The organism is Vibrio sp. Isolate34 (genome assembly GCF_022397915.1).
Taxonomy (GTDB): Bacteria; Pseudomonadota; Gammaproteobacteria; order Enterobacterales; family Vibrionaceae; genus Vibrio.
On the sequence record NZ_JAKEUO010000016.1, the window covers coordinates 72,594 to 97,656 of the forward strand.

The following is a 25,063-nucleotide window of genomic DNA, read 5'->3' on the forward strand; positions in this document are numbered from 1 at the left end:
GCAAGGGCTCGCTGCCGAGCCCTTGCACGGTTGGTTACACCTTAGCAAGCTTTCCCACAGTCAATTTCTCTTTGTCTGCGTCGCTTAACGTGTTTTTAAACAGTGGCGCAGTTAGGTAGCCCACAATGACTACCATTAACGTACCAACCACACCGTAGAAGAAGAAGTTCAGATCGGTGAAATGGCGTACACACACAACCGTCGCGATACTTGAAACCACACCAGCTAGTGCACTAGAAGCATTCGCTTTGCGTACGAAGATACCCAGCATGAATAGACCTGTCATTGGGCCACCCATTAGGCCAAGTAGGCTGTTGAACGAATCCCATATTTCGCTTTCGTTTGAAAGGATAAGGTACGTTGATGCGACAACCCCTAAGATACCAGTAGCGACGGTCACTATACGTCCTACTTTTAGTTTTTGCTCTGGAGACGGTGCGTTGCTGATTTTTTCGTAGATATCAGTAGTAAAGCAAGCGGCGATACTATTAAGACTACTTGAAATACTTGATTGCGATGCTGCAAAAATAGCGGCGATTATCAGGCCAGCGATACCAGCAGGCATGTGCGAAATGACATAAAATGGTAAGATACCACCTGTGTTGAAATCTTCTGGTAGAAGCCCAGGGTTTTGCGAGTAGTAAGCGTATAAGCCAGATCCAACAGCGAAGAAAAAGATCGGTACACACGCTACCAGTTTAGCGTTAGTAAGCAGTGCCTTTTTTGTTTCTTCGATGTTTTCGGTAACAATATAGCGCTGCACTACATCTTGGCTCGCTGTGAATTGTTGTAAAGAGGCGAAGAAGAAACCAATCATCAATACAGGAATGGTACTCTCACTCCAGCTCCAGCGGAATTTGTCCGCAGGGAAGTATTTGTCTTCACGCGCTGACATACTGAATATTTCGCCGATACCTCCATCAACGTTGAAGCAGATGACTACGAAGATCAGGATAGCGGCACCAGAAAGCATTACACCTTGAATAACGTCTGTCCAAATTACACCTTCAATACCACCTAAGAACGTATACACGATGCAAAGCACGCCAATCAGGAACACTATCATTAGTGGGCTCATGTCGATAAATGGCATGAGTGCAAGAGCTGTCAAATAGGTAACGATTGCTATTCGGCCAACGTGGAACAGCATGAACGAGATGCTACCAAATAGACGCATTTTTACGTCAAAGCGGCGTTCTAGGTATTCGTAAACAGAGGTTAGATTCAGTTTTCTAAAGAAAGGAATATAGAACCAAAATACGATAGGTAAAATAGCGATCGCAATATATTGACCGATTAAGAACGTCCAGTCGTCGGTGTAAGCCTTAGCTGGAATCGACATAAATGTAATGGAACTCAGTGTGGTTGCAAAAACACTGAAGCCAGCCGCCCAGCCAGGAATTCTCCCACCTGCTTTAAAATAATCATCCGCTGACTTTTGGCGCCTCGCAAAATATACGCCGACTCCCATAATTGCACTTAAATAAACTATTAAAGCTAAATAGTTTAGAGTACCAAATGAACTTGCTTCCATAAATGTAGACCTTTTCTGTAGGATTTAGTTAGGCACTCTTGTGCCTAATAAAAGAGATATTGTTATGTAGGTATAAGATCGTTGGCTTTACGTCTTATTAAATGGCAATGTCATGTCTATCTTGGTAAAGCTTAATTGTTGTAAATTTGCTGAGCCCATGATGCGACACCTAATAGACCAGCATTAGCACCACTGTGAGCATGCATCACTTTAACTTGATGAGCTGAAGGTAATAAGCTGAGATGATGATGCACACGTGGTAAGAAACCGGGTGCTAATCCAATGCTACCGCCAAGACATACCACTTGAAGGTCTAGAGTGATCTTGAGATCAGCGATAAGATTAGCAATGGTTTTAGCTGCGTTTTCTACGATAGCTATCGCCTCTGGGTGACCTTTCTGGTATTGATCAAAAACTATTTTACCTGTGCAGTCACTACCAAAAAATGCTTGGCCTGCTTTTCCAATGGCGGTGCCTGATGCAATGCTTTCAACACACCCTTGACGACCACAGCCGCACGTAGGGCCATTAGGATCTGCTAAGATATGCCCAGCGTGGCCTGCGATTCCATCTTGACCGATAAGAAGAGAGTCGTTGATGACAAACCCAGCGCCTACGCCTGTTGAAACGGTGATAAACCCCATAGCATTAAATGTGGATTCTAGGGTCTTGTACTCGGCCCATGCTGCTGCTTGAGCGTCATTAATCACCATTACTGGTTTTTGGCAGATCTGCTCAAGAGTGTCTGCTAAGCGGTATTGATTTAGACCGCCGAGATTGTCAGGGTTAAGCGCGGTTAGCACGCCTTGGTTTATGATCCCTGTAGAAGCGACGGCAATAAAGTCCGCTTGCTCTTTGAAAGGCGCAAGTAGCTCCTTTAATGCGAGCGTCATGTCCTCAGAGTAATTGGACGACGGCGTTTCACGCTGATCGAATTTTAGAATTTGACCCGATTCAATTAGTGCTACAGCGATCTTGGTTCCACCAATGTCGATAGCTAAGCAGGTATTCATGCGATGGCCTCCATGTTATCGCTTTTTGCGTTGCGAACTGCGTGATCAAACCATTGGCAAATGTGTTCAATTCGTGTGATTGCAGAGCCTACGGTGACACAAGATGCGCCGGCTTTAATTGCCTGATAGGCAAGTTCCGGTGAATTGAAACGGCCTTCTGCCATAACAAAACAGCCCTGCTCAGATAAACGAGTAATGAATGGGAAATCAGGTTCACTAGGCACAGGTCCTGACACGTAACCAGACATGGTGGTTCCAATGATCTCGACGCCCAATTTATACGCAGCCATACCTTCATCGTAGTCAGAGCAGTCAGCCATGACCAAGCAACCGAGTTGGTGAATCTTTTCAATCAGAACTGCGATTTCGGTTGGTCTAGCTCGGTTGGTGGCATCAATTGCGATGATATCTGCGCCTGCATTTTTTAGCGCAATAACATCTTCTATATAAGGGGTAATACGAACGTCTGAATCGGAAAGGTCACGCTTGACAATCCCAATGACAGGAACCGTCACAAGTGGCCTAACCGCTTTAAGGTTCTCAATACCTTCAATTCTTAAACCTACTGCACCGCCAGCTACACTTGCAGCAGCCATAGCCGCGACAATTGAGGGTTTATCCATTGGGCCGCTATCAACGGGTTGGCATGAAGACACAAACCCAAGTGCTAACTTATCAAGAATAGGGGAATCATGGTGAATCATGTGAGTTAAACTCCAAAAAAGCAAACTTAAAATATAGTATTGCTCCATTATTTATTTTTTGGAGTATTACTTCAAATGATTTGTTTTGAAATGGCGATCTTGCTCTCAGTTTACAGCCTAAACCCCCGATATTACTGGATTCCTGTCAGGAGTATCAGCTTTGTTGGCAAATGCAGCTTGTCCATAGAAAAAAATCGTGAGAAATTAAATGGAGTATAACTTCACCCTGTAAAGTAAGGTATCAACATGGATATAGAGTCAAAAAGTACAAATTCGACCGAGTCATCTCCTATATATGCAATAAAAAATGCAAGCTTTTATCGTGATGGTGAACGATTGGAAAATCAGGTGATTGTTATCGAAGGAGACACGATTACTGAGGTGGCCGATACAGGAGCAATAGGCTCACTCCCTTTTGACGTTATTGATGCAAAGAACCAGTTGGTTAGTCCTGGGTTTATAGATCTGCAACTTAATGGGTGTGGCGGTGTGTTATTCAATACAGACATATCGAGTGATACCTTGAACACCATGAATGAGACAAACGTTCAATATGGCGTAACGCAATTCCTGCCTACCTTGATTACTAGCAAGGAGCAATCTCTCAAACAGGCTCTTGATCTAATGACTTGTATAGAAAGCACTGAAAAAATAGGGGTATTAGGCTTGCACTTAGAAGGGCCATTCATCAGTGTTGAAAGAAAAGGTGCTCATCAATCGGAATTTATTCGTGAGTTGGATATTGATACTGCCAACTACCTTATTGAAAACCAACAGCACATTTCGGTATTAACGGTCGCTCCAGAAAACGTAAGTCAAAAGATTTTAGACCGACTCAATGAATCATCGATTACCGTATCTATGGGTCATACCAATGCGACGTACAATCAACTTATTGCGAAAGAAGGTATCAAAATGGCAACGCATTTATACAATGCTATGTCACCACTTACCAATCGTGAGCCAGGAGCGGTAGGTTATGTGTTTACCAAAAAACCGCATGCGGGCATTATTGCTGATGGTATTCATGTGGATTACTCCTCACTAATGATTGCTCGAGATCTCTTGGGAAAAAAGCTCTTTCTAGTAACTGATGCAGTCACACCTGCTGGGACAGACTTAGCTGAATTTGATATGGCGGGAATGCAAGCGTTTGTAACTAATGGGAAGTGTCATTATGAAGATGGAACAATTGCCGGCGCAGCGATCACAATGAGTCAGAGTATTCTAAATTTAATTGAATACGCGAACGTTCCTTTGCCTGAAGCGTTGAATATGGCATCGCTCTATCCTGCAGAGTCAATTGGTGTGGATGACCGCTATGGGAAACTAGAGAAAGGATACAAAGCCAATCTAGTTTTTTTAGATGAGGAGCTAAAAGTCGATCGTACCATCCAAATGGGCGAAGCAGTGTATCAGCGAGTAAATTAGAAATAGGATAGATGTTCTTACCATAATGCTTGAACGTCTAATGCCAAGATAAAAAGTCAATATTATAGATATTGGTTTTTTTCTGTGAATACAGAAAGCCACGGGTTTACCCTTGGATTAATGCCAATTCCAAAATTACAGCGTAGGCTGTAATTTTGGTCAACGGGTTAGAGTTGTCACGGCAAGTACCTCGGGCATGCCCGGAGGAATTTTCTTTTTACTTATTTGTAAGGAAGGAAAACGAAAGAGCTTAACCTAATGCTTTGGTGGTCTTTAGTTTGATATCGTGAGTGCCAGACATGTCTTTTTGAACCAATAGAGCGTACATAAGGTCGAGAACAAACAGTTGAGATATCTTAGTACCTATCGAATCACCTTGTAGTTGCCCTTGACGGTTACCATTAACGAGCACACTATCGGCGTGTTTGGTAATAGATGAGCGAGGATTATGCGTAATTGCAATGGTTGTCGCGCCGTTCGCTTTTGCTAACTTCAGTACCTTGGTCGTTTCTTCTGAATCACCAGAGTGGCTGATACCAATAGCAACGTCGCCCGGCTGTAGTAAAGAGGCTTTGATATACATAAAATGGTTGTTGGTATAAGCATCAACATTAAGTCCGATACGCATAAACTTATATTTGGCGCTTTCTGCTGAAATGCCAGAAGAGCCTACACCGAAGAAATAGATGGCCTTTCCTTCCTTTACAATTTCTGTGGCTTTCTCTAGCTGTGCGAAGTTGAGTAGGTTTAACGTCTCTGAAAGTACCTGCTCGATCGATGATTGTAGCTTTTTGCCAATGATCTCGGCACTGTCGTCTTTCGTTACATCAGTATCGAGTATAGTTGGTTCCGTTGCTTTAGTCGTTGAAACTTCTATCGCCAGCTGTAATTTAAAATCTTGGTATCCGCTAAAACCGAGAGTGCGGCAGAAGCGAATAATGGTTGCATCTCCAGTATTGACCTCAACGGAGAGGTCAGCAATCGAGAGCTTACTGATTTGAGCGGGGTTAGATGAGACATAATCTGCAATACGCTTTGCTGATGGGGTAAGGCTGTTATAAAGGCTACCCATGGTATCTATGATGTTGCCTGCTCGAATTTGTGCCATATAGAGTGTACTCGACATTAAGCTTTGATTACGTGCATTCTCACACAGTAAGTGTTTTTTTTGAAGTTAAACTCCGAAATTTATTGTAGTTAGAAACCTTTATTTGACTAGTGCTCAGAAGAGGGATTTAAACAATAATCTAAACCGACATCACAATTATAGTCTTTTCTATTACGGTTTTTATTGAATAGTGGAACTTCACTCCATAGTATGAGTGTTACTCCATTTTTTGTTTAATTTATGAAGTTTGTCTTCATTGATGCTAAATGTACGTTGGTACAGACTGAGGAAACCATGAAAAAATTATCGGGTCTAATTGCAGCACCGCACACTCCATTTAACACAGACAACCAAGTTAACTTTGAAGAGATTGACAAGATTGCTGTTCATTTGATTCAGGATGGCGTTAAAGGTATATACGTTTGTGGAACGACGGGGGAAGGTATCCACTGTAGCGTTGAAGAAAGAAAACTGATTGCTGAGCGTTGGGTTTCTGCAACCGATGGGAAAATGGACATAATTGTACATACTGGCGCATTAAGCATTGTTGATACGTTAGAACTAACCAAACATGCAGATACGCTTGATATTTTAGCGACATCAGCGATTGGCCCTTGCTTTTTCAAACCTGGTAGCGTGAATGAGCTTGTTGAATATTGTGCTACCGTTGCAGCAGCTGCGCCTTCGAAAGGTTTCTACTATTACCACTCAGGTATGTCAGGCGTAAGTGTTAATATGGAAGAGTTTCTAGTGGCGGCTGATAAACGCATCCCTAACCTATCGGGCTTGAAATTCAATAGCGGTGATTTGTATGAGTACCAGCGCTGTTTACGTGCATGCGATGGTAAATTTGATATTCCATGGGGTGTTGACGAGTTCTTACCTGGAGCTCTTGCTGTTGGTGCTAAAAGTGCGGTAGGCAGTACTTATAATTATGCAGCAAAGCATTTTAATTCGATTATTGAAGCATTTGAAGCTGGTCAACACGATGTCGTGATTAGCAAAATGGATAATGTTATTGCATTGATCCGAGTACTTGTTGAATTTGGTGGTGTATCTGCAGGAAAAGCTGCTATGGCACTTCATAATATTGATGCGGGCGATGCTCGTTTGCCATTATTACCACTTACACCAGAACAGAAAGAAATTGTTGTAAATAATATGAATGAAGCCGGTTTCAAATAAATAAATCATTTACCGGAGAGCTAATCTCCGGCTTTGTTGTTTTGAAAGTACACGGCCTATGAACCGATACAAAAGGTAGTAGCGAATCGATATCTGGCTCTGCTTTCGTTATTTTTCATACACTTGACTTATAATTATAAAGGATAAGACAGTTGGCTTTCTTGATCTCGACGATGCTGTAAAACATTGCTCGTATCAGCACTGTTTGGTGTTCTAGATAATAGCCAATTTTTCTGCCAATGCCTGCATTATTGTTTTTCATGCTCGTTTAAATCGAGTTAGATAACTTCACGAGGCAAGGTCTTAGCAAAAAAGGAGAGGGGGCGTTTACCGCGATTTTTCTTTGTGGAAGCCGTCACCTCAACCTCTTCTTCCATTACGACTTTACATTCAACTTCGTTGAAGAAGTTACCTTGTGATTCACCATAAGGCTTTAACTCCTCGATTATTAAGCGTGCATCGTACTGCATGTCGAAGGCGAATTTGAGTTGCTCAAGTAAGGACTGACGGTCTTGTTGCCGTAGCAATTCCTTTTGTGTTTGCTCGGTCATCAGTACTTTTAGCATCGCTTGTAGATCGGCAGCATCTTGATTTTCTGGGCCAGGGATTCCGCGATTTCAGCTCAAAAAAAATCCGACACACTCAAATTGGCTGTTGTTTGGAGTGAAGTCGTTTGCCATTTATTCTCCAGTTAGTGTCTGTGCAGACCGACATTATTACGTCTGTCGTGAGAAAACCGTCATCGAACCTTCTAAGATCTCTAAACCACATCAGCGCCCATCAGAAATGACAAGTCAAATTATCGTTAGTGAATGGTGACTAGCTAATGATTTAATGTCATTAAATAACAATTGCTTAAGATTCTAATTTTCAATATTTGTAAGATTTTTTCACATAATACTTGAGGCCCGATCTCATTCCTTTCTATTTTACGAACAAAGCTGTGAAGTAAAGCTTCATTATTACATTTGGTTGTTGAAATTATGCTCCAGCATTGCATTATAGGGGGATTCGCATGTTTGGGTTTTATTTGGAGTTTAATTTCAAACTGAACGGTGTCTAATTTGAATATTTCGTTATCTGGTTAAATTTTTGGAGAAAAAATGAAGTTACATAAGTTTATTGTGTTGTCTCTACTTATTCCACAGGCTGCATTATCGAGTACTGAAAATATCCAACCTCCAGAAATAGTTGGGGCTCCCCCTGCTGATGCAGGCAGAGGGTTAGTTCGCGCTAGTGAGAATGAAATTCGCCACTATAATGGTGGGGAAGGTTATGATGGCCGAAAAATGCTGGTCAGTAATGATAATGGCCTGACATGGCAAGAAAGCTTGGCGTCAGAATCTTACCCACCTAACTTTGGCGGAATTCCAATTGAATCCCCTGCTATTGTTCCTAACCCAAATACTGGGGAATATATTCGAGTCCAGCCAATCAATGGCTACGTTTTTATTTCCAGTGGAGGGCTTGATGGCGAGTGGGGCGCTGTGACTAAAGATGGTCAACTTGACTATAACTGGAAGCAAAGTGACAAAGAGAACTACCTGACCCTTGGTGGGATCATGCGTAGTCCAACTTTCGTTAATAATGGTCAACGCATTTTAATTCCATCACATGATATGCGCGTAGGCACAACATTACACATTTCAGATGATGGCGGTCTAACTTGGCGCGCTTCTCAAGATATAATCTCAGCACCACCGCATGAAAAAGACGAGATCCACCAAGGTGTGCGATGGCGTAATAGTGGCGTTGAAGGTTCTATTGTTGAACTTAGAGACGGACGCCTTTGGATTCTTGTTCGTACTTCTCAAGACCAGTACTACGAAGCGTTCTCGTCAGACTATGGTGATACATGGACAGAATCACAGCCTTCACGTTTTTTCGGTACTTTGACTATGCCAACCATTGGTCGCTTGAAGGATGGGCGTCTACTCGCGCTATGGACAAATACGATGCCCTTGCCTGAACACAAAGGAACCCAAGATGATATGTGGGAAGATGTATTTACCAATCGTGACTCGCACCATGCTGCAATCTCTAACAACGATGGTAAAACATGGACTGGATTTCGAGAAGTTATCCTAGATGAACACCGCAATAGAGACGATTATGCACTCTTTGAAGGTCAGGGTGATCGGGGTAAACAGCAAAGTGAATTTGTCGAATTGGATGAGCATCGCGTTCTTATTTCAGTTGGGCAACATAAAGAACATCGCCGTTTGATGGTTATGGACACGCGTTGGCTTTATAAAAAAGAACGCAGTGACCATTTTGAAAATGGTCTAGAAAATTGGACCGTTCATAGCTATATCCCGGAGGTAAGAGGCCACGTTAGTTACGATCGTAAACAATCGTCTCACCTTGTCGATCTTATCGATAAGCCTGAACATAAAGCGCTGCAAATTAAGAGAGTGAGTGATTCGGAACTAATTCATATCGACAATGACCTCAATTATGAAAAAGGCGGTGCGACTTGGAATTTTCCGAATGGAAAGAACGGTCGAGTTGATATCCACTTCATGTTAAACGAGCATAGTGGCGGTACTCAAATCAGTCTCGCTGATCGCTTGTTCAATGCTGTCGATGAAACAGCGCTCCATTATTCAATGTATACATTAAATGTTGCACCAGGGGAGAAGATTGGTGATCACGAACTTGAAGCAAACCGTTGGTATACTCTTAGCTTAGATTGGAATGGTGTAAAGAAAAACTCCACAAGTCGAGTCTTATTAGATGGTAAAGTCTTAGAAAGACTTACAATTAATAACACCAGCCCAAATGGCATTAGCTACCTCCACTTTATATCGACAAGCCAAGATGATGATGAGGGAATGTTAATTAAATCGGTACAGGCTTCGGTTAAGTAACAAATATTTAAAGAATTACCTATGAGAAGATTCCCCCGGGCATGCCCGGGGTACTTACCGTGACAACGCTAAAGTGTTGACCAAAATTACAAACAGCTTACGCTGTAATTTTGGAATTGGCATTCATCCACGGGTAACACCGTGGTTTTGTGTATTCACAGAATAAAAAATGCTCCACTGATAGTGAGTGAGGTGGCTTATTTGAGCTAGTTGTCCCCGCCTGAAATGTGTTTACACATTGAGTATGACCACTTCAAGCCTTACCTACATTAAACGCACTCAGCGCTGAGGGAACCCCTCATAACTCCCACCAACACATTTTACCTTTACGGGTGATACTCACTTTCCATACAAGGCGAAAGCATTAGGCTACCTGCAATTTTTTAATAATCCGATCCTGATAACAATTTACACCAATCCGGAAAATTAATAGATCGGGTTTGTCCAATCCGTTGTACACATTTTTTTGACGCGGGCTTGCTCTCTTGCCACAGAAAGCAAAATTTCAGGAGGTTTTAACTTCACATCGCAACCTGCGCATCGCAACTTGCGATGTGGATGGATTACTTAAGAATAGTTAGCGTAACTATTAAAGTGTTAACGTTAAAAATCAATTGCTTAACATTAGGGTGGAGCAGGGGGCATGCTGATGATTAGCCTTCGATTGAAGAGAGTATTTCGTATAAAAAACTCTCCAGAATAGAGAGCTTTGATGGGTTATCGGTAGTATTGTTTTTGACGACTCGAGTTATGCTTCCAACTTTTTGCTAGGCCATACACATACGACGGGTAGTCGTCCCATGGGTTAGCTAACGCTTTTCCTCGCGCGGCGCGCAGTTTAATCGGGTAACCTCTACACTCAACCTTGTGAAGAAAGTAGTAGTTCTTTTCCTGCTTGGTAGAAAAGTGCTTATGAGTTCCACTGCGAACGCTTGGATAAAGATCCCAAAGATATTGGCGCTGGTATTTTATACAGTTCCGGAACTGCTGTTTTAGCTTTTTCATTTACCCTCCAGGTTTGCATTACCTAGAAGGGGTCCTTTGCAAAGTAATTCATTCCGGCCTCCCCAATGTGCCTTTAGTGAAATTTTAGCCTATGGTTTCTTCAACTACATGGAAGAGAAAGCCGAGATCACTCTCTGCTTAAATGCCCCAAGTCGAAGCTCATCAAACGTCCCTAGTGTTCCATAGAGGCTATTTGAACTGTCTGTACTGCTTTCCCAAGATACTGTTGTTCTCCCACTATTTTGGGACTCAAGCGGAAGCGCGACACTTAAGCTATTTCCTCGACCAGAGAACTCTATTTCGATAGGTTTCCCCATACTTACATAGAGACGAGACTCAGGAATATCTTGTTCAATCCTTTCAGAAAACTCAATCAGACTTTGTTCAGCAAAAGTGAATAACCACGCTTGTTGGTTTATTGTATTATTCACACGAAGTATTCTTCCGAGCACCTGCCTGAAATACAATTCCGTTTTGACTGAACTCATATGGCAACATACTTGAAGGCGCGGAATATCAGTACCCTCACTGATCATACCTACACTAACAATCCATTGTGCGTCGTTTTGTCGATAACGCTCTATTTCTGCTAGCGGTTCTTCATGTCGATAAGTGACGATAGAAACGGTTTGCCCAAGTTTTTGAGATAGTATCTCTTTGATTGTTTGCGCATGTTGAACCGACGCTGCAACAATCAGCCCACCGGCATTGGGGGATCTGATACGTACTTTTTCTAACCGCTCACATCCTAAACCGAGTAGATATTCCATCGCCTCTTGGTTGTGAATAACACTCTGGTAGGATGCTTTTGTCTGTTTAAGCATCTCTAATATTGATGAAAAGGATTCGACTTTTTCGCAACTACTAACAGACAAGTGTTCATTATCAACCAAGACGATTTTAGGCGTTCTACAAACTCCATCAGCTATCGCTTGTTTAAGAGTGTATTGGTAATCGACAAGAAGCTGTCCGTCTGGGTCGCTGTACTCACCCATGATAATGGGTAAAGAGTCTGAACGCCACGGTGTACCTGAAAGTGCGAGGGTAAAAGTAGCAAGCCCTTGAATCTTTGTGAGAACTTGCTGCCCCCAAATGTTCGCATTTTCAACCTCAGAGCCAGAGCAATGGTGTATTTCATCAAAAACAACAAAGACCCTGTGATTCCGCAATGTTTGCCAAAACTCATCATTGAGGAACTGGATAGATTGGTATGTTAAAGATTGCCCTATAGCTCCCATACCACCATTAAATGTGCAATTAAGTATCGATGAAAAGGTTCTTTTTATACCATCAGAAACCGTCAATGATGGCGAGAAGCACAATACAAGATCTACCATGTCACTTTGTAGCAGTCTTGACGCAATAGTAGCGGCAAGCACTGTCTTACCAGCACCTGGTGTAGCTTGGCAAAAGAAATGGGAGCCGTTGGATTGATATTTTTTCAACGCTCTGTCAGAGCATTCACCTTGCCATTCCCTTAACACGGTTCATCTTCTTCATAGAGAGTATTAAGAACCTTTGTTAAAACATTCACTTTACCGAGCAATAAAGCGGCGCGATCTTTAGCTTCCTGATGCAAAGGGGCCAGTTTATTTTTTAGCTCAGGAAATCGGGATGTAATCGACTGATACTCGTCAATCTCCCCAAGTACGATCTCAAGTTCACCCTTATATTCATTGCGTTCACAGTTCAAAATGGAATAGTTTTGAATAGGTATTTGAGGTTTTATATCCGCTTGATTATTCGTGGTTACATTGTCATACAACGCTTTGAATTGATCCGCTTGAAAGTAACGTTTTTCCCGGCCATAGCCCTCACTTCGTAGCCAACTTTTCTTTTCAAAATTAAAAATTGCTCGGTACACCTTTTTGCGAGCTTCGGCAGAGTCGGAGTCCACATTATCAAGTGATAGCCACAAATCTCTCGCTTCTAGCACGGTGAACCCATCTAACCCATGTTCTATCAATAACTTGTGCATGACCGCACTAATTCTTCGAGCCCGTTTCATTTCCAAAATTACACCAACCAAAAACTAAGGATTGCTTAGTATACAGAAATCCATAAAACTAAGAAAATCTTAGTTAACTTGAGCTCAGAGAAATGAAATCTAAGTGTCATTTAAAAACCCAATCCCAGAGCGACTCAAACAAGCTCGAAAAAAAGCAAAACTCTCTCAAAAAGCCTTGGGAGAAAGCATAGGTATGGATGCCAGTTCAGCAAGCCCTCGAATGAATCAATACGAGAAAGGCAAGCACGCCCCAGATGTTCAAACCTTAAAGCTCATCGCTGATGAGCTTGGTGTGCCGCTCAATTATTTCTTCTGTGAAGATGAAAGCTCTGCTGAGTTAGCATGCATTATTTCTCAAATGACTGAGAGCGAAAGAAAGATGCTTGTCGCATCACTTTGCGAAAATAAAGGCTAAAGAAAAGAGAGGATGACCTTAACTTCATGATTCAATTTGTTGTGGGTTTTGAGGTGAATAAGTGTTTAAAAATATCGACGACATCTTCTATAACGATGCAGGTTGTTATTAGGGCGTGTTGATCTTTCGTGAGTATTTTTTGAACAGCATGGTAAAGAGTTATAATTTGCTTCGCCAAAAGTAAAACCATAACCAATACCATGCCAAGAACAATGCTAACTGATATTCGCTGGAAACTGCTACTCCAAGTTATGAAAAGTACAGGTCGTATTTACGATAAAACTGAACATCGAATGACATTTGAAGGAATACTTTATCGAATGAGAACAGGTATTCCTTGGCGGGATCTACCCTCTGAGTTCGGAGAGTGGAGTACCGTTTACAGTATTTACGATAAAACTGAACATCGAATGACATTTGAAGGAATACTTTATCGAATGAGAACAGGTATTCCTTGGCGGGATCTACCCTCTGAGTTCGGAGAGTGGAGTACCGTTTACAGACGATTTAATCTTTGGTCAAAGAAAGGGATTTTAGATAGTCTTTTCAAAAGCTTATCTAGTATGGCTGATTTTGAATGGGTATTTCTTGATGGCTCTATAGTTAGAGCGCATCAGCATAGTACAGGTGCAGCKACTGAAAGCTCAGAGCAAATAGGAAAAAGTCGCGGGGGCAACTCAACCAAAATTCACTTAGCCGTGGATAGTGGTGGCCTGCCGATTTGCTTTGATTTATCAGAGGGACAACGCCACGATATAGTGCATGCCGAAAGCTTAGTTGAGCAACTCGATGAAGTTAATACCATCGTTTGTGATAAAGGATATGACAGCGAACCTTTCCGTACTTTTGTTAAGGATTGTGGCGGAGAAACGGTAATTGCTAAACGCAATTATGGACAAGATATAGACAAAGACAGTATGGATTGGTGTCTATACAAGTATCGTCACTTGGTCGAAAATGCCTTTGGGAGAATTAAGCATTATCGAGCTATTTCAAGTAGATATGACAAGCTAGAAAGGAATTATGCCAGCATGTTATCGCTGGCATTCATGTTAATGTGGCTACCGATGTATTGTTGAACACGAAATGTACAGCAAAGATCAACACGCCCTAGCTACTCTGTATCGTTATAGGTCCAGTTTTAACTGATACAATTATTAAAGTTTGACAGTATTAGGCACATCTAATTTCTCGCAACTTTCTACGCAATAATTCCGTTACCCCTTTAGGCCGAGTATTTGTTTCACTGGTAATGATAGTTCAGAGATTCTGTTGAGCCATATTGACTCGGTGTTTCGTCGTCTTTCGTTTTCTAGCTCTTTTTCTAACTGTTGGCATTTCTTTAGTAGTTCATCATGGGTTTTCCCCGAGTTACCTTTAGCTTTATTATTAAGATAGGTATTTACCTGTTGTTCTTTTGCTTTCAAAAGTTTCTTGTTGCTATTGTTTAGCGCATCACGGAAACCTACCGCCCACTTTGATCCTTTCGTTGGGTCGAGGGTTGCGGGTTTTACTTCAATGGAATTGGCCACATCGCTGACCCTGATTTGCCAAAGGCTTGATTTGGTAAAGTCGGAGGGTTTTCTGTGTTTTATGATGTGGTTTTTTCGTTGAGCTTCAAGCGCTAGTAGGGTACGCCAAGCCTCGATAGATTTATTTTTTGGAGATACCCAATTAGGTAGCTCTTCAGGTTGTTGTTCACATTCGTGCTGGGCTTGCTGTAGAAGTAGGCTGAGACTCATAATGCGTCCTCTTTTGTATTTAGGGCACTTTGTAGCGTGTCCATGATCGTTGGAGCCACCTTTAGACGTTGAAGTTGCTTGAGTGCATTTCTAACTGTCATGATGGCTGGCTCACGCCATGCCGTTGGGACCCCTGGGGTCTCTAGGACTTTTACATCATTGGCGATACCAAGTAAGATTCCTTGTATATTTCCTTCTTGGATTAGATTATTACTACACCCAAGGCATAAACCCGGGCAAGCGTTCTGCCTTTGAGGGGTACCGTCAACAGCGCATTTGGCGCGGTGCTGGTTACGCTTGAGTAAAATGCAGAACCCCCAAGGATTAGCTTTGATGTCTTGAATCTCTTCTTGAGCAAATTGAACTATTGATCTGTCCAGGTGGTCGGGATAGGTCACATGAGTCTTGGCAAATACTCTGCGTAATATTGTGTCAAGCTTACCTGCAAAACCTTTGCCTGATCTCCTTAGATGATTCTGCAGTAAAGAACTTATAACACGCCTTTTTACTGTGTCATGCTGCCGCCTATTACCCTTATCGCGAATATAAGCAAGCCACATATTTTGGCTTATATGCTTAAACTGGGAGCGTATCATCCAACCAGCATCTCCATCGAAGCGGCGATACACAGCTTCAGCCCACATATGACGAAATGTATGTGCGGTAGGGTATAGGCACCCTCCAACCAATTCGTTAACCACCTCCCTACTGTAGTCTGCTGAAAATTTATCCTTATTAGCGTGGGCCCTTATGTCCTGTTTGGTGCTTGTTGAAAGGTATTTTTCTAACAAATTATGTACGTGTTTTGGTAGTTTGCCATCGCAATAATTTTTTAAGAGACCTCTTCGGTTATTATTATCTATGAAAAAAATCACGCGAGATTTTTCTTTACGAGCCCTTCGTCGTACTTCTACAAGTAGGTTATCTTGCTGCAAGCTAGGCCAATCTTCATTGAGGCTTTCTGCTGCTAACATTTTAAGTCGCAGCTGTTCACTCTGTTTTAAAACTTGATGACAAGCCAGTTTACGCAGTGCAACTAAGGCTTCAGCTTTGTCTAGCTGGATAAACGGAGCATAATAATCCACGAAGTGTCCCCACATAGACTTCACGCGGTTTTTAATAAAGGTTGCTGATAGGTTGGGATCTTTAATTTGTTTATGTTGACTCGGATAAAGGCAAGGTCTCAGAGTGTCAGCATTTACAAGTTGTGCTAATTGTTGAGATATGAGAAAGGTACTATGAGTAATCTCTCGAGAAAGCTTAGTTTTATTGTTGGTTTTAGGTACTTCCCACTTGACTGTATACCGCCATGGGCAGGTGAATTGATCCAATAAATCGCGATTACGGGCTATATGAATGTCTTGTATTGACCAGCCATACTCTGACTCACGCCAACCTGTTAGAGCGACAACGTAGGTTAAACCTGAATCAATAACCTTTCTAATTAATCCATGTAAATAAGTAGAACGACGGGAGCTCGAGACCTCCAGTCCAAGGTTACTAAACCAAGCAACAGAGGGGAATTCTACATCAATATCTTCACTCAAAAGCTCCCATCTTTGCTTTAGCCAAGCTTTAATATAATCCGAATCAACACTTACTTTTAACCTTGGCTCGACCACTTCATTTATCCACTTGTGATGTAGCTCTCTCGTTTCTGTTGTACATGGGTAATGTTCATCGTCCAGTTCTGGTAGGTATATGGTGACGATATGGCGCAACCAGTCCTGTTCATCATCATTCGCACAATCGAAGTTAAGCTCTTTTGCTAGTTCAAGGATTTCGAGGGTGCTGAGTAATGCCTCTCTTACTTTCAGTGAACGAAGGTGCTTAGAAAAAATGTCTTTCGTTGCTGATTGTATTTGTAATAGTGTCCTGTCATTTATCTTACGGTATCCTGTTGTTGAGTTGTGTATGAGGCTTTTGGGCAATTGCTCAATCTCTCGCCCTATTAGAAAATGTGAAATGACAGTTTGAGCTCTATAAGTGCTGACACCAGCCATGCTAGCAATAAATTTAGAATCTTGTAGGGTTAGACTGAGTGCAGTAGCTAAAGCGATATGTTGAGAAAAAAAAGTATGGCAGTGTTCAATATAGTGTCGTCCGTAATCAAGTGGCAAACGGTTGAGGGTGCCACCTTTCTTCCAATCGGCATAAGTTAACTCGCCGGAAGATACTGTATTTATAGTTTCTTTCCATGCTTTTTTCAGGACATTAGAAGAGAAGAAACTAGTAAACCCAAGCTCCTTTAAACCTAGTTGCTGTAATGTTAGTTGCCACTCTCTTAGGTTGATAGCTTCGAAAGAACGAGGTGTTAAGCGGCGTACTGGCGTACCTATTTCAGAGATATTGTGCATTATTAGGTACTCAAATAACCCGAGCAGGTCACTTTTTTTTATAGGTTGAAGTACCTGTGTGTTTACTGCCTCCTTCTGCTCGGGTTCTATAGATAAGGCTAAGTTTTTTTGATTTTGGTCACGTTCAGCCAGCCAAAATATCCATTTGGCTATTAAGTTAAAGTTATTACGAAGTGAATTTTTATGGTGTTGTGCTTTGATAATGTCGAGAAATAAGAGCCGAGCTAACCAATGTGGTTTAATCCCAAGTTTCTGAGACCACTCTGATTTATGGTTCTCTAGTCCATAGATACCTGAAAAGTTGAGGACCAAACCATCGAATACCCATTGCTTGGCGTCTAAATCACTAGTGCAGCCCATGTTTATCAAGCGTTGTTGTAATTCACTTGTTGAGTAAGCATGATGATTTGCATTTATTGGTAAAGCTATTGGAGTCATCATATGCTTCCACTTCCTTGTATTTGGTTCTCAAATAGGGGTGGCAGTACTTCATGTAGTTTTTTATAGCTCTTTTTTCCCAAGCGAATGGTTTTCGGGCTAAGACCATTGTTAAGTAATGATGACATCCATTCAGCATCAGGTAGAACGGTTAGCTCGAAATATTGTAACGCATGCTCAATGAGCCGATTGGCCTGACGTTCGGCTTCTGACAAATAGTGTAAGAAGTAAACTACAGTTTCAGGTGTATCCCATACGATGTGGAGGCTCTGCTTATCACTAGTCATCATCTCCTCGGTCGAGGTCGTGATAACTTGTCCGAGAGGGTTTATACGCACTTCTTGGTTGGCTGTCTCTTGCATTATTTGGGTCTGCAGCCGACGCTCTCGGGCTAAGTTAAGTGCAGTATTGATGTTTGGTTTATAAGCATGGTGCTCAATATCATCAAGTACAATTCGAGTAATCCGACCATTCTGGTTTACCCATTCTTTGTTTTGATCTGTCATATAACCAGTTTTCTCTGTGCCTATTGAATGCGAGTTGATATTAATAAGGTCACCATCACGGTACCGGTCACTGCGTGCTTGGACTGAACTTGTCTTAATTGCAGAAAGCCCAAACATTAATTGCGGTAATGGGCGAGCTACTTTGTTTCGATAGGTTTCGATGTCGTAACTTTGCTGATTTTTAAGTGCTGCTTTACTCCAAATGGGGTATGAAGAGCTGCTATGGTGTGCAATAGTTAAATAGAGATGACGGAAGTCATCACTAATCGATCGGGCTTGGAGTTGTGTTTGGATAAATTCGGATAGAACAGGAAGCTCGAATAATTGGGTCAACGATCCATTCATCGTCTTACTTGATAAGGGGCTGAAACTTTTATGCGTCTGCTTATTAGGGAATAATAACTGTTTGCTATTAGGAGAATTTTTCAGATAGGTGATTAGAGCTTTGGCCTCAACGAGCGTCGCCTCCAGAAATTGAGGTTCTTGGATACCGCTTCTGCCTTTGTAGTAAACACACTGAACTCCTGTAGGGCGGTTCTGTTTGTTATAATGAATGCAAAAGTTATTAGGTGTTAGCTTAGAAATATCATTAGGTTGAATAGTCTGCCACGCACATAACCAAGCTGCTAATAATTGCTCCAATGGACTGTTCGTTTCTAGATATTCAGGAGAAAATAGACTTGGCTTTCTGATGAATTCAGTGCGTTTCCCATCAACTTTACCTAAAAAACAGACTTCTTGGTCGTTATTAAGTCGCAATTTTACTTCTTCAAATGCTGTAGGGTTTACAAAATCAGTAAGTAATAACTCGAGGGATCCTAGGGGTAGATCTTTAGAGTTTTTGTGCACTATGGTGAGTAACTCACGGCTGTAATGTTTATCACGCTGTCTTGATGCTAGCCCTTTGTCGATCTTATTTAGGCAAGGGGAATCACTTATCAGTTTTCTTATTGCAGATTTGACTCGGCTCACCCAAAGCAATGTACTAGAAATTGTAACACTGAAGCTTGCCATCAATCGTTTCGGACTTTCCATTGCTAACCAGGTACTTTGACCTACGATAGGTTGCAACCAATCTATTTGAGCGAACCAAGCTGTTAAAGTGTCAGGTACACGTGGTTCAATATTTGATATGTGGGTTTTTTGGGTAAGTAACTTAATATAGTTTTGCTGTTGTGTTGTTAAGGTATTATCAGTCAAGCTTTCTCTTAACATTATTTGCATCGGATGTAACCCTGAGGACTGGGGTTTAACCTTAACTTCATTGACACGGTAAGCTTGATATTCGTTGAGTAAATCTAAACGGTTAGTATTGTTCACTTCATGCTTGTTTAGCCATGTTAAGAAGGCACTAATGTTATTTCTGTAGTTGCGCTGAGAGTGAGCCCCTAATGTCTGCCACCACTCTGAAATGAGTATCCTACAGGTTGCTTGATAAAGTGTTTTAGCATCGACACTTCGATTGTTAAAAAGGATTGCTTTATTGTTGATAAATAGGTGGGTTTGGTTAGTAATTAACCGTTCTGTTGGCTGTGACAGGGTCTGGTCGAACTCATTAGGAAGAACCTTACTCATACTTATTCCTTCTGTTCGCGGTTTAGCATCACAATACGAAGGCGTATATATCTTTTTACAGTGGTAGACCCTTCACTGTGGCGGAGTCGTTGGCGCACAACTTCAAGCGCTGCACTTTCGGAACGGGTTTCTTGGCCTTCAGGGTTTAGTAGCTCATCATGATATAGTTTGGTCGCAAACGAGTGACGAAGATCGTGGTAGCTAAGTGATTGATTAAGGTGTGGTAATTGCGTTCTTGCTTTTCTAAAAGATGTAGTGGCTTGTCTCCTACCAATAGGAAGGCCCTTCCCTTGTGGGTCGTCACGAACGAATAATGTCGGGCTATCGTACCCAGATTCGGATACTATGGCTGCTCTATCTAAGTCATGGTACTCCTTCATCTTCTGGAGTAATTCTCGGTCAATGTAGATTTTACCAGTTCTCCCTCCCTTGGTATATTTCCCTCGAAGGGTGTATTCCCACTCCATCTTCTCTGGCCGGGATTCAAGCTCTTTAAACATTGAGCGTAAGCCTTGATGTTTTTCGTAGTCATTAAGCTCAAGTCCAGTATTTTCTTCTGCCCGTAACCCCACTTCATATCCTAGCTGAAGTAATAGCTTGTCACGTTTACATGGGCACACACGTAACAGGTCGTTGTATTCATAGCTAGAGACATAGTTAATCTTGAGTGGTCGTGTATCTTTTTCAGCCATGTACTGTTTGGTTTTTCGATAAATAGTTGTTGGTCTATTATTATCTTTTTCCCAAACACCTAACGCACATAGAAAATTGCAATATGCGGCAATTCCTGATTGATGTGCTTTGAGAGACTCAGGTGACTTTAATTGTTCTGGCAGTACCTCGTTGAGGTAATGATTGAGATAGCGGGTAGTCAGATTTTCAGTGCGGTGAATGCTTAGAGCTGGGTTTTTGTTGATATGTTTGAGTAATTTAAACACATGGCCAACATAATTTTCCAGTGTATTTTCTGTTATTGGCTCGGCCTTAAAAGCAGTCTCTACGTTCAGAACCTTTTTACGTGAGAGTGAGGAGCCACAATTACTGCGTTGGCCTGATGTGTGCCATCCCCAAACTTCCAAGGTTACTGCAATTTGTACCAACCACAAGCTAGGTAAAATAACAGGCTCGTAATCGTCATCATAATAAACATGTAGTCTTTGTATGTTGATACCATCGATTTCTACATCATGGTAAAGGTTTTTATACATGAGCATTTACACAGTAGTTATGTAATCTTAATAGCCTAGTATGGAGGGGGAGGTTGTGCCAATAAAACCTAAAAAAATTGCCATTAAGGCAGGGGGGCTATTTTACCCGTATTGGGTGCAATTTCAGGTTCGTATAGAGCGATATCAAACATGTTGGTTCACAAGAATAATCAAAGATAGCCAGAGTATACGGTGGCAAGCTGAGTGAGTACAGTTCACCACCGTTCGCTTACGCTTTATTCGCGAGTGCTTGTGCGTAGTTTTCAGAAACCGCATTCCAATTCACCACATTCCACCATGCGTTGATGTAATCAGGGCGGCGGTTTTGGTAGCTGATGTAGTAAGCGTGTTCCCAAACATCCAACGCAAGAATTGGCTCACCGTTGCTGGCGATGGTATCCATCCACGGATTGTCTTGGTTTGAGGTTGAGATGATTTTCAGTTGTCCTTCTTCTACCACCAACCACGCAAAACCTGAACCGAAGGTATTGATTGCTGCTTGAGCGAACTGATCTTGGAACGTCTCGAAATCTCCGAATGTGCTCTTAATAGCATCACCAAGTTCGCCAGTCGGTTCACCACCGCCGTCTTGAGACATACAGTTCCAATACAATACGTGGTTGTAGTAGCCGCCACCATTATTGCGAATGGCAGGGCTGTGTTGTGAGATGTTAGCGAAGATCTCGGTCAGAGATTGCTGTTCTAGTTCGCTGCCAGACACCGCCGCAACAAACTTATCGTAGTAGGTTCTATGGTGCTTGCTGTAATGCACTTCCATCGTTTTGGCATCAATGTAAGGTTCTAGGGCATCGTAAGCGTAGGGTAGTTCAGGGAAAGTGTGCGACATGGTAAATCCTCCATAATTAGAGGATTTACCATGATGATAATAACAATCATTATCAACTGCGATCTTTGTGGGGGTATTACACCGGTAAGATAGGTAAGGTGATTTCGAGCTGCAATCCACCTAACTGGCTGCGGGTTGCTGTGATGGTTCCGCTGTGTTGGCGAATCGCACTCTCAGTAATGGTTAACCCAAGCCCTGTGCCACCGGTATTACGATCACGAGCAGTGGAAACGCGATAGAAAGGTCTGAAAATAGAATCTAATTCATCATCAGGCACACCATCACCGTTATCGTTCACGCAAATCGTCAGCTGATCTTGCACCACGTGGAACTGCACATCGACTTGGTCTTTGCCGTAGTAGATGGCGTTACGCGTAATGTTGTCTAGTGCACTCATCAGCAGCTTAGGGTTACCCGAAATAGAACGCTCAGGGATCTCCGAGAACGTCAGCTGTTTACCCATTTGCTCGGCTTCAAATTGTGCGTCTTTTAAGATCTCTTCCCATAGGCTTGAAATAGGCTGAACCTCACGAGTAATGTGGCTGTCGACTTGCATGCGCGATAGCGTCAGTAGCTCACTGATCATTTGTTCCAGACGTTGTGCTTCAGTATCGATACGCTCAAGCTCTTGGCTCTCCCCTTGTTTACGAATTGCCAGTGCATTCGCCATACGCAGACGAGTCAATGGTGAGCGTAGTTCGTGTGAAATATCAGAGAGTAGGCGCTGCTGACCTGAGATCATCTGGTTCACCGCTTCGACCATCTGGTTAAAGCTCTCACCCGCTTGTCTGAATTCAGACGTGCCTTTTTCAAGTGTTGGATCAACCTCAAACTGACCTTTCGCCACACGTTGTGCAGCGCGCTCAAGCCTACGAGCAGGTTGGCTCAGTGCCCAAGCTAACCAAAGTAATAGCGGGGTACTCGCCAACATCACGGCAAGTAATAGCTGCAGAGGCCTATCAAACAGTCGCAGTAAGAACGGCGGTGGTTGGTTCCACTTCACTCCTGCATACATCAGCAACTTTTCACCAGCGAGAGTAATCGGTACTGGCCCTGCAACCATGTAGTGCCCATAGAGCTTTTGCTTCGGCATCTCGGGGTTATCAATCGAGGTAACAAAGTTACGAATCGCCTTGAGCTTATAGTCCGAATGCCTTTTCGAGGTGAGAACTGCACCTTCAAGATCGGTTAGATAGATGCGGGCACGAGAATCCTTGCGGCTGCGTGGCGCCTCAAGTTGGAAGACAATTTTGCCGAGATTCGGTTCTCTGGCGTAGCGTTTTTCAGCGGCCTTGGCGATACGCTCTAATTTACCGAGATGATCAGCAGGCACATCGCGCGCGACTCGCGGGTCTAAATGAGGAAGTGACAGTACCGACAAAAGCACCAGTAACATGGTGAACCAAAAGATAGCAAAGATACGTCCATATAAGCTGGTGATTTTAGGGATACGCATTAATCCTCCTCTACCAATAAGTAACCACGACCGCGTAAGGTCTTGATGCGAGATTTACCGTCGCTGCGCTCTGGAATTTTTTTACGCAAGTTGGATATGTGCATATCAATTGCGCGGTCAAACGCCGCTAGCCTTTTGCCCAATACATCGAGACTCAATGCTTCTTTGGTGATCACTTGCCCCGGGTTTTGGATAAGGTGGCTCAACAGAGCGAACTCAGTGGTGGTGAGATCGATAATATCGCCATTACAGTAAGCTTCTTGCTTGCCAGGGAAGACTTCAATGTCTTGGTATTGAATTCTATCACTGGCCGCTTTCGGTGCCGCGGTGGTTTGCGTTCGACGCAAGATGGCACGAATACGTGCTAGCAGCTCTCGGTCACTGAAAGGTTTAGGTAAATAGTCATCTGCGCCAAGCTCTAGGCCAATCACACGATCAATCTCTTCACCTTTTGCGGTCAGCATCAGCACGGGTGTTTCCCAATTTTCTCTTAGCTTCTTGAGAGTTTCCATGCCATTCAGGCGCGGCATCATCACATCCAAAAGAATCAAATCAATCTCATCATTGACCGCCTCGAGCCCCGCGTAGCCGTCATTGGCTTCGGAAACAGTGAAGCCCTCAAAGCTCAGAATGTCTTTAAGTAAGCTGGTTAACTCGGTGTCGTCATCAATAAGAAGAATGTTCGCCATAGGGAAGCCTTAATCATTTAGTTAGGTTAATAATACTGCTAATTATTGGTCAGCTTTCACTCTTTACGATTATTTACGCTTTCTAAACGTCACTTTACGAGGGAAAGACTAATCTATATTCAAGCGCTGAGAAACAGACGCAACACATGACTTATTATACCGAATTGAGGCAACAATTATGAAAATGACTAAGAAACTTGTACTAGCAGCTGCGGCACTTCCACTAATGTTAGGTACAGCAAGCGCGTACGCATTTGGCGGCGGCGATAAAGGCGACCACAAAGGCATGCACGGTAAATGTGGCGGTTTCGATAAGAAAGTGATGCGTCAACTAGACCTAACTGACGCACAAAAAACAGAATTGAAAGAGATGCGCGAAGCGAATCGTGCAGAGATGAAAGAAAAACACGCTGGCAATAAAACCGATAAAATGGCGAAAATGAAAGCGCATCAAGAGAAAGTTCAAGCATTGGTATTGGCTGACAACTTCGATGAAGCAGCTGCGAACGACCTAGCAAGCGAAATGGTTGAGAAGCAAACTGAGCGTCGCGTGGCAATGCTGAAGAAGCAACACGAAATGATGAGCGTACTAACGGCTGAGCAAAAGACTCAACTGAAAGAAATCCAACAAGAGCGCATGACTAAGTGTGCTGACAAAATGGAAAAACGCATGAACAAAGACAAGTAATTCGAGCTTAATAAAGCAGCTTTGAATGAAAGTGTTTAGGGCATGTTGATCTTTCGAGAGTGTTTTTTGAACAGCATGGTAAAGAGTTATAATTTGCTTCGCCAAAAGTAAAACCATAACCAATACCATGCCAAGAACAATGCTAACTGATATTCGCTGGAAACTGCTACTCCAAGTTATGAAAAGTACAGGTCGTATTTACGATAAAACTGAACATCGAATGACATTTGAAGGAATACTTTATCGAATGAGAACAGGTATTCCTTGGCGGGATCTACCCTCTG

20 protein-coding genes and 1 pseudogene are annotated in these 25,063 nt (G+C 42.5%); 7 read left to right on the forward strand and 14 right to left on the reverse strand.

The annotated features are described in order from the left end of the window. Nucleotides 1-34: 34 nt before the first annotated feature. The 3 genes from L1D22_RS16805 to L1D22_RS16815 form a co-directional block, all read right to left on the reverse strand. On the reverse strand, nucleotides 35-1,534 hold the full coding sequence (locus L1D22_RS16805) for a sodium:solute symporter (RefSeq protein WP_345772814.1): 1,500 nt from the start codon (nucleotides 1,532-1,534) through the stop codon (nucleotides 35-37). 131 nt (nucleotides 1,535-1,665) lie between these two features. Continuing rightward, a complete protein-coding gene (locus L1D22_RS16810; protein WP_239830611.1) occupies nucleotides 1,666-2,547 on the reverse strand; it encodes an N-acetylmannosamine kinase in 882 nt (293 codons plus the stop codon). Continuing rightward, nucleotides 2,544-3,251 carry a putative N-acetylmannosamine-6-phosphate 2-epimerase gene (locus tag L1D22_RS16815; protein ID WP_239830612.1) on the reverse strand — a complete coding sequence of 236 codons (708 nt, stop codon included), beginning with the start codon at nucleotides 3,249-3,251 and terminating at the stop codon, nucleotides 2,544-2,546. The genes L1D22_RS16810 and L1D22_RS16815 overlap by 4 nt, the downstream gene beginning before the upstream one ends. 246 nt (nucleotides 3,252-3,497) lie before the next feature. Between L1D22_RS16815 and nagA the strand changes: the two genes are divergently transcribed. Continuing rightward, nucleotides 3,498-4,682 (forward strand): N-acetylglucosamine-6-phosphate deacetylase, encoded by a 1,185-nt coding sequence (nagA, locus tag L1D22_RS16820; protein ID WP_239830613.1) that lies wholly within the window; start codon nucleotides 3,498-3,500, stop codon nucleotides 4,680-4,682. 250 nt (nucleotides 4,683-4,932) lie between these two features. On the opposite strand, the gene L1D22_RS16825 is transcribed toward nagA, so the two are convergent. Continuing rightward, a complete protein-coding gene (locus L1D22_RS16825; RefSeq protein WP_239830614.1) occupies nucleotides 4,933-5,790 on the reverse strand; it encodes a MurR/RpiR family transcriptional regulator in 858 nt (285 codons plus the stop codon). Between the two features lie 294 nt (nucleotides 5,791-6,084). Here L1D22_RS16825 and L1D22_RS16830 point away from each other — a divergent pair, with 294 nt between their 5' ends. Then, the gene (locus L1D22_RS16830) at nucleotides 6,085-6,975 is read left to right on the forward strand and encodes a dihydrodipicolinate synthase family protein (RefSeq protein WP_239830615.1); all 891 of its coding nucleotides are present in this window, start codon (nucleotides 6,085-6,087) and stop codon (nucleotides 6,973-6,975) included. A 281-nt stretch (nucleotides 6,976-7,256) separates the two neighbouring features. Here L1D22_RS16830 and L1D22_RS16835 read toward each other — a convergent pair. Further along, nucleotides 7,257-7,541: pseudogene (locus L1D22_RS16835) on the reverse strand (IS66 family transposase); the annotation flags it as partial. Nucleotides 7,542-8,078: 537 nt separating this feature from the next. On the opposite strand from L1D22_RS16835, the gene L1D22_RS16840 reads away from it, so the two are divergent. Continuing rightward, nucleotides 8,079-9,845 (forward strand): sialidase family protein, encoded by a 1,767-nt coding sequence (locus L1D22_RS16840; protein ID WP_239830616.1) that lies wholly within the window; start codon nucleotides 8,079-8,081, stop codon nucleotides 9,843-9,845. 1,109 nt (nucleotides 9,846-10,954) lie between these two features. Here the strand turns inward: L1D22_RS16840 and L1D22_RS16845 are convergent. Both L1D22_RS16845 and L1D22_RS16850 read right to left on the reverse strand, forming a co-directional pair. After that, entirely contained in the window at nucleotides 10,955-12,334 is a 1,380-nt protein-coding gene (locus L1D22_RS16845) for a DEAD/DEAH box helicase family protein (protein WP_239830617.1), read from the reverse strand. Further along, nucleotides 12,328-12,858: a hypothetical protein gene (locus L1D22_RS16850; protein ID WP_239830629.1), complete on the reverse strand. Its 531-nt coding sequence runs from the start codon at nucleotides 12,856-12,858 to the stop codon at nucleotides 12,328-12,330. Before L1D22_RS16850 ends, L1D22_RS16845 begins: the two co-directional genes overlap by 7 nt. 103 nt (nucleotides 12,859-12,961) lie before the next feature. Here L1D22_RS16850 and L1D22_RS16855 point away from each other — a divergent pair, with 103 nt between their 5' ends. Both L1D22_RS16855 and L1D22_RS16860 read left to right on the forward strand, forming a co-directional pair. After that, nucleotides 12,962-13,273, forward strand: coding sequence for a helix-turn-helix transcriptional regulator (locus L1D22_RS16855; protein WP_239830618.1), 312 nt, complete (start codon nucleotides 12,962-12,964; stop codon nucleotides 13,271-13,273). Between the two features lie 200 nt (nucleotides 13,274-13,473). Further along, a complete protein-coding gene (locus tag L1D22_RS16860) occupies nucleotides 13,474-14,352 on the forward strand; it encodes an IS5 family transposase (protein ID WP_239830619.1) in 879 nt (292 codons plus the stop codon). A gap of 138 nt (nucleotides 14,353-14,490) precedes the next feature. Here L1D22_RS16860 and L1D22_RS16865 read toward each other — a convergent pair whose 3' ends face one another. The 7 genes from L1D22_RS16865 to L1D22_RS16895 all read right to left on the reverse strand — a co-directional run bounded on the left by L1D22_RS16865 (nucleotide 14,491) and on the right by L1D22_RS16895 (nucleotide 24,091). Next, complete coding sequence (locus L1D22_RS16865) at nucleotides 14,491-15,015, reverse strand: hypothetical protein (protein ID WP_239830620.1); 525 nt, start codon at nucleotides 15,013-15,015, stop codon at nucleotides 14,491-14,493. Then, nucleotides 15,012-17,813, reverse strand: coding sequence for a hypothetical protein (locus L1D22_RS16870; protein WP_239830621.1), 2,802 nt, complete (start codon nucleotides 17,811-17,813; stop codon nucleotides 15,012-15,014). The genes L1D22_RS16865 and L1D22_RS16870 overlap by 4 nt, the downstream gene beginning before the upstream one ends. Then, entirely contained in the window at nucleotides 17,810-19,891 is a 2,082-nt protein-coding gene (locus tag L1D22_RS16875; protein WP_239830622.1) for a hypothetical protein, read from the reverse strand. The genes L1D22_RS16870 and L1D22_RS16875 overlap by 4 nt, the downstream gene beginning before the upstream one ends. Nucleotides 19,892-19,893: 2 nt before the next feature. Further along, nucleotides 19,894-21,099: a site-specific integrase gene (locus tag L1D22_RS16880; RefSeq protein ID WP_239830623.1), complete on the reverse strand. Its 1,206-nt coding sequence runs from the start codon at nucleotides 21,097-21,099 to the stop codon at nucleotides 19,894-19,896. A gap of 229 nt (nucleotides 21,100-21,328) precedes the next feature. After that, nucleotides 21,329-21,946 carry a superoxide dismutase gene (locus L1D22_RS16885; protein ID WP_239830624.1) on the reverse strand — a complete coding sequence of 206 codons (618 nt, stop codon included), beginning with the start codon at nucleotides 21,944-21,946 and terminating at the stop codon, nucleotides 21,329-21,331. A 76-nt stretch (nucleotides 21,947-22,022) separates the two neighbouring features. Then, complete coding sequence (cpxA, locus tag L1D22_RS16890) at nucleotides 22,023-23,402, reverse strand: envelope stress sensor histidine kinase CpxA (protein ID WP_239830625.1); 1,380 nt, start codon at nucleotides 23,400-23,402, stop codon at nucleotides 22,023-22,025. After that, a complete protein-coding gene (locus tag L1D22_RS16895) occupies nucleotides 23,402-24,091 on the reverse strand; it encodes a response regulator (RefSeq protein WP_239830626.1) in 690 nt (229 codons plus the stop codon). The genes cpxA and L1D22_RS16895 overlap by 1 nt, the downstream gene beginning before the upstream one ends. A 178-nt stretch (nucleotides 24,092-24,269) precedes the next feature. Here L1D22_RS16895 and L1D22_RS16900 point away from each other — a divergent pair, with 178 nt between their 5' ends. Next, on the forward strand, nucleotides 24,270-24,779 hold the full coding sequence (locus tag L1D22_RS16900) for a CpxP family protein (protein WP_239830627.1): 510 nt from the start codon (nucleotides 24,270-24,272) through the stop codon (nucleotides 24,777-24,779). Between the two features lie 127 nt (nucleotides 24,780-24,906). Then, nucleotides 24,907-25,063 (forward strand): transposase (locus tag L1D22_RS16905; RefSeq protein WP_239829853.1); only part of this gene is annotated, 157 nt, incomplete at its 3' end.